A 12,429-nucleotide genomic window follows, 5' to 3' on the forward strand; every position below is an offset into this window, starting at 1 on the left:
GCCTTTAGCACTTTGTCTAAAGAAGTTGGATTATTACTTCGTCACTTCAAGATGCGCTCTTAATTTATTCGTTAAATCTTGTTTTGCTGCATCCGGAACATAGTAATACCAAATACCATCAGCAGCCTTGTGACCATCACCTGGGATTTGAATATCCTCACTATTTTTCAAGCAATCTTTATAGTTCTTTTGCATATCAAACATTTGATTTTGCGTTAAGTTTGTCTTCACATTCTTTTGAATTGCTGCTAATACATCTCCATAACCTGTTAAAGAAGAGAAGCTTGCACCTTTTTTAATAACACCTTGCATCACTTGACGTTGACGCATCTGACGACCAAAGTCACCACGTGGATCTTGTTTACGCATACGTGTGAATGCTAAAGCTTGGTCACCTGTTAAATGAATATTTCCTTTCGCAAAATGATGTCCATCCTGCGTAAATTCTAAATCATTCTTTACATCTACACCGCCAACTGCATCAACAATATCTTTAAAGCCTTCCATGTTCACTTCAATATAGTAATTAATAGGAACGTTCAAGAAATTTTCTACTGTCGCTACAGACATATCTACTCCGCCGAATGCATAAGCATGATTGATTTTATCGCTTTTACCTTTTCCAACAATTTCTGTATACGTATCACGAGGAATACTTACTGTTTTCATAGAGTTATTTTTAGGATTTAATGTGATCACCATTAAAGAATCTGAACGCCCTTTATCCTCACCGCGCTCATCTGCTCCTAGTAATAAAATTGACACTGGTTCACTCTTACTCACTTTTTCTCCAACATTACTGTTGTTTTGATCACGTTTTAAAGGTTGATGAACTTCCTTTAATGTATTAGATACAGAAGAATATACATTATAAGCATAAATTCCTCCACCTATGATTAGTACCCCAAGGATACCGAGTACCCAAAATAAAATTTTCTTTTTCATACCTTTACCCTCTTTATCAAAATTTTAAAACAATACATCTATTTTTATACTCCTCACTATATTACATTATTCTTGATTAAAAATAAAAGATAAATTAAAAAGAGCAATTAGTATTTGCCATCAAAACAAGAAAAGCTCCATCAATTAAATGATGAAGTTTTTTATTATCTTCTATATTCATATAAGTGTAATTTCCCCATAAAACAATACGATTTACACTTCTTATTTCTAATTATTTTTGAGTTTGGCCATCTTCTCGCATTAAGATGGATTTCTTCTATATTTATAGAAATTCCTTGTTCCACACATATTAAGCTAAAGTAACTTAATATTCAGATAATTATTCTGAATAAACCCTTATATGCATGGTACTTTTAACCCTTCACTACTTTTCTCTGATATACCAAATATCTTTTGAAATATCTTTGCAATTAACAGCTACATGGTCATCGCTCCAAACAAAATTACCCGATTTAAAAATTGCAATCATCCTTGGATTATTTTGATATAAAAACATATCGCCATCTTTAAACTTTCCATTCTCATAATCATGTAAAACCTCGTATAGCTTCACATTTATCATCTCTTTTCTCTATTTTGATAAACTCATTTTATATTTCTTTTCCTAAAAAGTTGTGTTTTTCTTATGAAATCGCTGTGAACTTTTATAATGTTTTAAAAGTTTTGTCCCCTATACATTTAACAATTTAATGTATAAATTCTTACCTTTACTTTATTCTTTCATCACACTATAAATACCTTCAAGTTTATATAAATTGTCTTCTTAATTATTTAATCAAAACTCTTATTAACATTCTAAAGGATTCTTACTACTAAACCTCTTTGCTAAACAAATCACATTTTACTACTGACAAATAAAATAGGTGGACACAAGGCTACAAACTCAGCCCGGTATCCACCTATCTGTATAAAAAACATTTTACGTTTACTATTCTTTTTTATCTCCAAGAGCGAACGTTATTTCTGTCTCACAAGCAATTTCACCATCTACAGTAGCAATTGCTTTTCCTTTTCCAATCGCTCCACGTACACGTGTCATTTCAACTTCTAAACGAAGTTGGTCACCTGGACGGACTTGTCGTTTAAAACGGCAATTATCGATGCCTGCGAAGAATGCTAAGCGACCACGATTCTCTTCTTTTTTCAGCATAGCAACAGCGCCAACTTGCGCTAAAGCTTCTACAATTAAAACACCTGGCATTACAGGGTAATCTGGAAAATGTCCATTAAAAAATTCTTCATTAGCTGTAACGTTCTTTATCCCAATAGCACGCTTTCCTTCTTCTACTTCTAAAACCTTATCCACTAGTAGGAATGGATAGCGATGAGGAATTATTTCTTTAATTTGTTGAATATCTAGCATACACTTCTCTCCTTACACAAGATTGGTCATACCACCAGAAGTTATACTATCATTATCCCATTTTAAATCTCATTTGTCATTATAAAAAAGGTTTTCAAGATTTCTCTTCTAAATAAAAAAATGTATACACTCTTTTCAATATGTATTATCACTGACACGGAGGTTGAAAAGAGTGTATACCCAAGTTAGGGAAAGGCAAATTATATCAAATATTATTAGCCTTTAATGTCGTATTCATAAATCATTATATAGGAGAAAATCTTGAAAGAAAAACCTAATATTACACCTTTTTTGTTTTTTTTCAGGATAATTATTAACATTTTCTCTTTTTATCTCCTATTTTCTTTAAATTATTATATTTTAACATTAAAATGAAAATATCAAAAAATATGCTATCTTATTGTTATCACTTTTACATATTTTTTTCAGTTCATTTATTAAAATGTTTTTGACAAAATCAATCCAATATCAATATCTCTCATACTCTTTGATTTCATTATACAAAAATGCTATTCAATTACATTTCAATATCTTCTATATAAGAGTGATTTCCCCTTTCCCTTATAACTTTCATGTATAATAATACAGTAACAATACTACCAGATTTTTTAAATGGTAAAGGAAAGAGGCAATAAAATGACTGAACGTTTAAAAGTAATGACGACTTTTGGGACACGTCCAGAAGCAATTAAAATGGCACCTCTTGTATTAGAGTTGCAAAAGCATCCAGAGAAAATTGAGTCGATTGTGACTGTAACAGCGCAACATCGTCAAATGTTAGACCAAGTATTAAGTATCTTTGGAATTACACCAGATTTCGATTTGAATATTATGAAGGATCGCCAAACTTTAATTGATATTACAACGCGTGGTTTAGAAGGTTTGGATAAAGTAATGAAAGAAGCAAAGCCGGATATCGTACTTGTACATGGTGATACAACGACAACGTTTATCGCAAGCTTAGCTGCTTTCTATAATCAAATTCCAGTAGGTCATGTCGAGGCAGGACTTCGTACATGGGATAAATATTCTCCATACCCAGAAGAGATGAATCGTCAATTAACAGGCGTAATGGCGGATCTTCATTTCTCACCTACAGCAAAATCGGCAACGAACTTACAGAAAGAAAATAAAGATGAGTCACGCATTTTCATAACAGGAAATACAGCGATTGACGCACTAAAAACGACTGTAAAAGAAACATATAGTCATCCTGTACTAGAGAAACTTGGAAATGATCGTCTTGTACTTATGACAGCTCACCGTCGTGAAAACTTAGGAGAGCCAATGCGTAATATGTTCCGTGCAATTAAACGTCTTGTTGATAAGCATGAAGACGTACAAGTTGTATATCCTGTTCATATGAATCCTGTTGTTCGTGAAACTGCAAATGATATTTTAGGCGATCATGGCCGCATTCATTTAATTGAGCCGTTAGATGTAATTGATTTCCACAATGTTGCAGCTCGTTCATACTTAATGTTAACTGATTCTGGTGGTGTACAAGAGGAAGCACCGTCACTTGGTGTACCGGTTCTTGTTCTTCGTGATACAACGGAACGTCCAGAAGGTATTGAAGCAGGTACGTTGAAATTAGCGGGAACAGACGAAGAGACAATCTTTAGTCTTGCTGATGAGTTGTTATCGGACAAAGAAGCTCATGATAAAATGTCAAAAGCATCTAACCCGTACGGTGATGGCCGTGCATCAGAGCGTATTGTAGAAGCAATTTTAAAACACTTTAATAAATAGATAAAAAATAGCCAAATCATATGCGATTTGGCTATTTTTGTTATTAATCATTTCTTTACAATTGATATAGATTGAATTTCTTTATGCGTCTGATCTGAACGGGCTGCAATATAATAACTATTTGTCTCATAAAAATAGTTATTTTCTTCATTATTACTCATGCTTTCTTTCCCTAATAATTCATGAAGTTTCGCAACAGACAGTGAAATATCTTGAAGTGTAATATCTACTACCTTATCTTGTAAAATACCAAATCGGATATTTCCATCTTTAACAATTGTTTTTCCTGCTACCTTCTGTAACGTATTTAATGTATTGGGATATGTTGTCTGTAATTCCTTTTCTCCCTTGCCTAGATAAGAAGGCACCTCCTTAATTTGCGTCCCATACACACGTTTTAGTAATGAAAGTAAATCATCTAATTTTGAATCCTCTACCATATTCTGCTTAGACGCAAAAGGTACAGCATATTGTGTACTCAGCCATCCATTTTCTCCACTTGGTAATTTTATTTGGACCCACTCAGTGTTTACTGTAGCTGTTTTACGATCAAATATAGTAAAGATATCCCCGAAATTTGCAACAGCTATGCGTTCACCATTTATACTTGCTTCTTTACGAATACTAATTTCATTACTAGTTATTATATATTTCTCCTCTTTTTCAGCTTGCTTCTCTTCAGTCACATTTTTACTTATAACCACTTTTTCTATATCTTTATTTCCCTTACTAAATGAAATTAAATCATTATAATAAATCCCTGCTGTAATGATTCCCGCTATTGTGGCTAAACAAATCCCTGCAATTATCTTACTTTTATTTTTCACTTTATGGCGGCTCAATTTAAATTTACGACGAGGCTTGTGAATTTTTGTAAACTGTTCTTGTAATAGGCCATGCTGAAATTGTGACATTTGTTCTTCACGGAGCTGCTTTCTCTCTTCTGCAGTCATTTGATTATATTGCTTTAAAAAATCACTATAATGACCGACTACCTCTTCTACATTTCCATATTCTCTCAATTTACCGTAATGAATCCAAATCGCTTTGGTACAAAAGCTTTTCACTTGAGAAACGGAGTGACTAATAAAGAAAATCGTCTTACCTTGTTCTTTAAATTCATTCATTTTATCTAAGCATTTTTGCGTAAACGTTTGATCACCTACAGAAAGCGCTTCGTCGATTACTAAAATATCAGGATCAATATGAATTGAAATTGCAAAACCTAGTCTCGATTTCATTCCGCTTGAATAAGTTTTGACAGGCTGATGTATGAACTTACCAATATCAGCAAATTCAATAACTTGAGGAATAATTCTCTTGATTTTTTCTTTACTAAGCCCCATCATCAAGCCTTTTAATTCAACATTTTCAAGGCCTGTTAATTGACCGTTTAATCCCGAAGAAATTGCAATTAAAGCTGCGGTTCCCTTAATATCAACCGTCCCTTTATTTGGCATTGTTACACCAGCAATTAGATTAGATAATGTGCTTTTTCCCGAGCCATTTAAACCAACAATTCCAACAATCTCGCCTTCTGGTACTTCAAACGATATATTATTTAGCGCATAATGGTACTCACCATCTCCACTCCTAAAAAATAAATCTTTTAACTTGTCAGAAGGCTTGTTATACATCTTATATTTTTTCGTTACATTTTCTAACTTCACTTTATAATTCATTAGATTATTCACCTTTTATAAGTAATCAACAAACTGCCTGCGGAATCGGACATGGAGCATGGATCCAAAAACAAATAATAATATTAAAATCCCCCAGAAATATACTGTATACCATGAAAAAACTACAGACATATTATTATAAATTAAAGCACCTCGATATATTTCTAATAAATAGTATAAAGGATTAATTTTGACTATAAACAAAAACAAATATGACATATTTTCCTTAGGTTCCCAAAAAATAGGAGTTAAAAAGAATAACATTCTTGTAATAGATTGAATTAATAATTGAATATCTCGAAGCATTGTTGCAAGTGTTGATGTCATAAAAGATAAAGCGATTAAGAATAATACTGAAGATATTAAACTATATATCAATCCTAAAAAACTTATGGTACTCCATCCTATATTTAAAAGAATAATTGTCAGTACAAACACTACTAAAATTAAGTGTGTATATAACTGAGAAACGATTACATATGTCGGAATAATACTCAATGGAAAATTCATTTTAGATACTGTGCTTAAACGGCCGTGTATTGCATTTGCTCCTTTTATTATCCCAGAACTAATGAAGAACCATGGCACTATACCAGAAATCATCCAAATAAAGTAAGGAACGCCATTAATTGGCGCGCCCCCTCTAATTCCTAAACCAAAAACTAACCAATATACACCAATTTGTGTAAGAGGATTTAAAAAAACCCATAAAACCCCTAGCAAGTTACCTGCATATTCCTGTTTTAACTGATATATAGATAATCTCCTGATTAGGTATAAATTATCAATTTGTTCTTGAATAACAGTCTTTAACGACCTCATACTGTCATCACTTTTTTCGACAACGCCTCATATAAAGTTCCAAAATTAATAATTTCTACTTCATCAGTTGAAACAGCTTGTACACAATTACGTGTATCAAAAACAACGGCTTTCGCCATGTATGGTGCTAATATTTCATAATTCATCGTTTTAAATTCATCATGATCCGTTAATACCAGAATTAAATGTGCATCCTTAACAGCTTCTTCTGCAGAATATAATTCAAAGAAATCAGATTCTACATGCGGATCATGTGCTGAAACTGTAATTCCTTCATTTCGAATTAAATCAATCACATCCATTGCTGGACTTTCACGCATATCATCTACGTTCCCTTTATATGTCACACCAAATGCCGCTACCTTTGGATTTTCAACACCTGCAAGCAATTCTTTTACTTTTTCAGTCACATAATGTGGCATAGAAACGTTTGTTTCGCGGGAAAGTTTAATAATATTTGCTAATTCAGGTGCTTTAGCAACGATAAAGTACGGATCAACAGCTAAGCAGTGTCCCCCTACCCCCGGTCCCGGGTAATGTAAGTTTACGCGTGGATGCTTGTTAGCCATTTCAATTACTTCTAATACATTAATATCTAATGAATTACAAACTTTTGTTAATTCATTTGCAAGTGCAATATTTACATCACGGAATGTATTTTCCATAAGCTTTGACATTTCTGCTGTTTTGGCATCTGTTTTAATAATTTCACCTTTTACAAATATACGATATACCTGAGCACCGGCATCTGCACAAGCAGGAGTAACCCCACCAACAATACGGTTATTATGTACTAATTCGTGTAAAATTTGTCCTGGAAGAACACGCTCTGGACAGTGAACAAGATAAATATCTTCTCCAACCACAAATCCAGATTCCTCTATTAATGGTTTGACATAGTCATCCATGCTGCGTGGCGCAATTGTAGACTCAACAATAATTACATTACCTTTTTTTACAAATGGTAACACTTTTTTCGTAGCTGTTAAAACATACGTTAAATCACAAGATTTATGCTCGTCATCATTATTTGGTGTTGGAACAGAAATAATAAATGCATCTGCTTCTTCTGGCGTTAAAGATGCACGGAATTTCCCATTTGCAACTACTTCTTTTACAACTTCTCCAAGACCTGGTTCTTCAATATGAATTTCACCATTATTTAGTTTGTCCACTACTTTTTGATGAATATCTACACCTACTACCTCTGTACCATATTGTGCAAACATCGCTGATGTCGGTAACCCAATATAACCTAGTCCCATCGTACAAATCTTCATATTAATATCCTCCTGTTTTTTTACTACTTGGAAATAATGCCTTCTAAATTTTTCAGAAAATCTATATAATATTTATCCTCATAATGAAAAGCAGATAAGCCCCATGTATGTCCTTCCCATGCATAATGCTTTTCATCTGACAAATCAATAATTTTCATGTCAGGTAAAACTTGCTGTATATAATTATATAAATGACTTAATAATTCATTAAGCACCTTGTTTCTTTCTAATATGTCAGGATTAAATCTCCTAATAATCCCTTCCTTATCTAAATACTCATCCTTGCAATATGCCCTGTGAAGAATAATTTTCGATTGGCCGTATGCTTTTATAATTTCTTTCGCAAATGTGTCACAAGCTTGTTCCCATTGTTCTAGTACCATTCGCTTTTGTACTACTTCAAAGTCCTCTAATTTACTTTCTAATTTGCTATTAATAAACTCAAATGAACGTGTAATATAACTTTCGCCTATTTTCACCATATCAAATCTCTCATCTATGAAATCCAATATTAGATACTCAGAGGGTTTAGCTGATATTTTTCCAAAGAAATTCTTCATCATATCATCTTTTACTAACCTTTTTTGAAAATCACTCGATAAATTACTTAAATCTACATCTTGAACTTCATATGGTTTAGTCATAATACTCAATAATGATGTCCGTGCTTGATAATAAGGAAGTTCCACTCTCTTTTCTTTATCAAAAGTAAAAGCATCTCTTGTTACACAACTCCCCAAAATGGCGACAGAGGGCGTTATTTTTTCTTCACGCTTATACCTTAGTTGATCTTTTGAATTAATAATTCTTTCTATATTTTTCAACATATATTTCGGAAAGTATTGTGCAACTTCTCCATGTTTTTCATAGTCTGCAACTTCTAAATTATAGGGTATTTCCTCTTCACCTAATTTTTCCACAAACGGTAAAATATGATTAGGGTAGTGATGATCTCCCTTACCTACCTGAATATTGATTTCAGGGAAAACATTCTTTTGTTCTAACGGTTGATATAAGAGACCATTTAAGAACTCTACACTTTCTTTACTACAATCACCTGCAATAAATTCAATAATCCCCCTTGTAAAACTAGATAGATTGAATAGATAATCTCCCATTAAAGTTTGTGGGCCACCACTAATAGCAGCTCCAAAGCTATATTTAATAGCATAATATAAAGCGGCATAGCCTCCCTTACTGGATCCACATGTGATTATATTCCCCATCGGTACCATGTTTTCATTGGCAATATAGGTGATTAAAGATATAACTGCAGCTTCCAAAGCATAGTCACGATTTTTCCCAATATAATAGCTGACTTTCCCATCATAATCATCTAAAATAAATAATTTATTACACTGACATTCATCTAGTGTTTTCACATAATTATAAACTGGTGGCATTCCTTCTATTTCTCTGCCATGGAATCCTGAAAATACAATAATCAGATGATTACAAGGTTTATCAGCCTTTTGAAATACATATTTAACGGGTCTAGTTGATTGGAACGTCTTTTCTCCTGGAAATGCCATACTATCTCTCCTCCAATTGTTTTAGGTTAAAAATTCATAAAACCTAATATTACTAAAATTATATTGTGACATAAGTCTTAAAGTCTGTAGTATATGCCAATACATTTCCCTGCTTTAACATATCCTCATCCGTGATTTGCCATGTATGAGTCGCTTTATTTTTGCGACGTATTACACAAAAGTTATAACTATCATTCGAATAAATTTTATAACCATTCTTTAGCGCTTTTTCAATGAATTTTGTGTCTTCTCCGGTATTCCGATCATCAAAACCGTTTAATTTTTTAAATACCTCTTTTTTAAATACTAAAGTTGCTCCTGCTACAAAATTTGAGTACCTTTCTTCACCCGCACCAATTTTCCTCTTTATTAATGCATTATTTTCCTCAAAGTGTACAAGGTACGTACTTTTTCCAACTATCGAAGCATCCGTATACTCAAATGACATGACCATATCCTTCAAATAATTCGGGGCATAATAATCGTCATCATCCATTTTTGCAATAATTTCACCTGTAGCTTTTCCAACAGCAAAATTAAGACAGGCACCTAAAGAACTCTTTTCATCTACCTTAAATATTCTAGTATTCTTTAATTTTTCAAATCTCTTTTCCCATTGTTTAATATTCATACTATCATTATTTAAAATAATGATTTTTTCAGTATTTTTATAAGTTTGATTTGCTAAACTCTCATAAAGATTATTCATAAATTGTGGTCTATTTGTAATAGCAACCACACTGACTAGTTTTTCCGCTGCCTTTTGATATTTTACTCCTACAATATCAAACAGTTCTTCTAACCTATGACGGTAAGTATGTTGCTCCATAATAAATCTTTGAGCCAATTTAGCTTCACGCTCTAATTTCAATGGATTTTGCAATAACATCTTCAATATACTTTGGGTTGTATTTGGGCTATTTGATATATACAAGAAGTCTCCTAATTGTTCTCTAACCCCAATAGAATCTCCTGATATAACCATCGTTTTACTTGCTAAAACTTCATACACACGGCGTGAAAACATATACTTACTGTTTTGAATTGAATTCACATTTAAAAAAACATCATAGTTTTTATACGCTTCTACCATATGATCATAGCTTAAATTACCGATAATAGAACCTTGATACAATTCAGGCCAAGTTCTATCCGTAGCTGTTTTTAATTCCATTCCATAAAATCTATCATAGATATCTAATCCAAAATCAATGGCAGGTGCTACAATATTTTCAACATCCTTTATTCGATCCGGATGTTTATTTCCATACCATGAGCCAGAAAAAGCAACTGTTCCTAATTTCCCCCTATTTTTATTAATTGGATTATGAATTCTAGGTTGCGCTGCAAATGACAGAGGAAATACACAATTATGGCCAGAAGCTTCTTTGAAGTTTTCTATATTATGTTCATCCGTAACAAAAATATATTCAAAATAACTCCCTGCTTCTTTAAATATCTCGAAATTATCTTTACCCTCTTTATCCCAAAATACAGTAGGTATCTCTTTTTCTTTGCAAAAGTCCACTAGTTCTTTTAATTGCACATGCTTATTATTTTTATGAAGGTTTGCTACTTTATAATTCCAAGCTCCGTTATTACCAGCCCAAGCTGATTCCACTAATAACATACTTGGATTTTCTTTTTCAATTACTTCTTTCCAGTTCTCTTGTGTAATAGGCAACAGGTTTGCTTCATATTTAAAACACTCATAGCTAAACTCATCCAAAATAACAGCAATCTTTATATCCTTTGAAATTTGCAGTTGATTACGATATTTTTCTATATTCCCTACATACTTCTTAAAATCATCAAGTTGATTTACTTCATTTTCTTTTTGTATAAAGGATAATCTTTGGACCGAGGTACATTCTCGAATCTCTATCCCTTTGAAATCTATTTTCCCTTTACCAATAAACTTTATTCCAATTCTTACTGATTCCGTATCCGGCAGTAAATTAAATTTCATCTCATTTCCTAAAGGAATAATTTCACTGCGGGGATTTCCAACCTTAGGGTACATAATGAAATACAGATGAGCATCCGATGTCTCAGTCTTTTCACCTTGAAATAACACATGGTACATCTTTTCTAAATCTAAATCAAATAATTTATCCTTAGGTCTCTTAGTAAAATTTATGTTCCGCTCTAAATAAGAGATATAAATAAACTTTGTAGGATCTTGCTTTAAAATTATATCTTTCCCTTCCACATGAATAATTTCTTTATAATCCCTACTAATAAACCAATCTTGATTCTGTATATCCGAAATCAGTATTTTGGAATTATAATTTTTTGTATTACCTAAAATTGGATGATTCAATATTAACTCTTTTGTTTGTTGAACTTCCTGCAATCTATTTCTTAATTGTGTTATTTTTAACATTATTTCTGTCCACCTTTTAATCTATTCATTAATTTCCAGTATCCTAATGTTAATTTTCCTAATCTTGATTTACTTAGACTATTATACTTCCTCTCTAAGGCATTAAATCTTTTTTCAATTTTTTCATATCTACTTTCAATATCAGCATGCGTCTGTCTCAATTCAAGAAATTGATTTAATTCCTCTTCCCGATATTTAATTTGACTAATTAATTCTTGTTTTAATTGGATATTCACTTGTGTCAAATTTTCGTTTTCCTTATATATCAACTTATTATTTTTATGAAACTCGTTAATAAGTTGATTTTTTGACATAATTATTTTTTCTAGTTGCTTAGCCTTATTAAAAAGTGTATCCATATTACGTTCTTCAACCGGCTTATTGCCTATTACCTGCGCCTCTTCTGTTATTCGTTTTTTCATCTCATTCTCTACTAGTTTTGGTTTGCACGTATCCTCTTTTAACTTTCTCACCTTGAACTTTTCAATATCCTTTGTTGCTTTCGATTCATAACGTCCTTTCTTTCCTTTAGAAGGACGTCTTCTGCTCTTATTTAACTGCTTTATCTCATTAAACTCTTCAGTTTCGACAAATTTTTGATTCACTTGAAATCCTCCCATATTATTTCTTGGTCCACTATTACTTC

General features: G+C 32.4%; 10 protein-coding genes. 1 reads left to right on the top strand and 9 read right to left on the bottom strand.

The genetic code is table 11. The features are described from left to right. Positions 1-33: 33 nt before the first annotated feature. The 3 genes from tagU to fabZ all read right to left on the bottom strand — a co-directional run bounded on the left by tagU (position 34) and on the right by fabZ (position 2,329). Entirely contained in the window at positions 34-945 is a 912-nt protein-coding gene (tagU, locus tag AC0L0O_RS23665) for a polyisoprenyl-teichoic acid--peptidoglycan teichoic acid transferase TagU (RefSeq protein ID WP_131371495.1), read from the bottom strand. A gap of 385 nt (positions 946-1,330) precedes the next feature. Continuing rightward, complete coding sequence (locus AC0L0O_RS23670) at positions 1,331-1,528, bottom strand: hypothetical protein (protein WP_002157768.1); 198 nt, start codon at positions 1,526-1,528, stop codon at positions 1,331-1,333. Between the two features lie 366 nt (positions 1,529-1,894). Further along, the gene (gene fabZ, locus AC0L0O_RS23675; RefSeq protein WP_000884318.1) at positions 1,895-2,329 is read right to left on the bottom strand and encodes a 3-hydroxyacyl-ACP dehydratase FabZ; all 435 of its coding nucleotides are present in this window, start codon (positions 2,327-2,329) and stop codon (positions 1,895-1,897) included. Positions 2,330-2,965: 636 nt separating this feature from the next. Between fabZ and wecB the strand changes: the two genes are divergently transcribed. Further along, positions 2,966-4,081, top strand: a complete 1,116-nt coding sequence (gene wecB / locus AC0L0O_RS23680; RefSeq protein ID WP_428889172.1) for a non-hydrolyzing UDP-N-acetylglucosamine 2-epimerase — start codon at positions 2,966-2,968, stop codon at positions 4,079-4,081. Positions 4,082-4,128: 47 nt separating this feature from the next. Here wecB and tagH read toward each other — a convergent pair whose 3' ends face one another. The 6 genes from tagH to AC0L0O_RS23710 are packed head-to-tail and all read right to left on the bottom strand — an operon-like array spanning position 4,129 to position 12,388. Next, positions 4,129-5,763 (bottom strand): teichoic acids export ABC transporter ATP-binding subunit TagH, encoded by a 1,635-nt coding sequence (tagH, locus tag AC0L0O_RS23685; protein ID WP_428889171.1) that lies wholly within the window; start codon positions 5,761-5,763, stop codon positions 4,129-4,131. 15 nt (positions 5,764-5,778) lie between these two features. Beyond that, entirely contained in the window at positions 5,779-6,585 is an 807-nt protein-coding gene (locus AC0L0O_RS23690; protein ID WP_428889170.1) for an ABC transporter permease, read from the bottom strand. Continuing rightward, entirely contained in the window at positions 6,582-7,865 is a 1,284-nt protein-coding gene (locus tag AC0L0O_RS23695; RefSeq protein WP_428889169.1) for a nucleotide sugar dehydrogenase, read from the bottom strand. The genes AC0L0O_RS23690 and AC0L0O_RS23695 overlap by 4 nt, the downstream gene beginning before the upstream one ends. A gap of 23 nt (positions 7,866-7,888) precedes the next feature. Continuing rightward, on the bottom strand, positions 7,889-9,397 hold the full coding sequence (locus tag AC0L0O_RS23700) for a DUF6270 domain-containing protein (protein WP_428889168.1): 1,509 nt from the start codon (positions 9,395-9,397) through the stop codon (positions 7,889-7,891). A 58-nt stretch (positions 9,398-9,455) separates the two neighbouring features. After that, on the bottom strand, positions 9,456-11,783 hold the full coding sequence (locus AC0L0O_RS23705; RefSeq protein WP_428889167.1) for a glycosyltransferase: 2,328 nt from the start codon (positions 11,781-11,783) through the stop codon (positions 9,456-9,458). Beyond that, complete coding sequence (locus tag AC0L0O_RS23710; protein WP_428889166.1) at positions 11,783-12,388, bottom strand: hypothetical protein; 606 nt, start codon at positions 12,386-12,388, stop codon at positions 11,783-11,785. The genes AC0L0O_RS23705 and AC0L0O_RS23710 overlap by 1 nt, the downstream gene beginning before the upstream one ends. Between the last annotated feature and the right edge of the window lie 41 nt (positions 12,389-12,429).

The organism is Bacillus sp. GS3m_15504 (genome assembly GCF_055825275.1).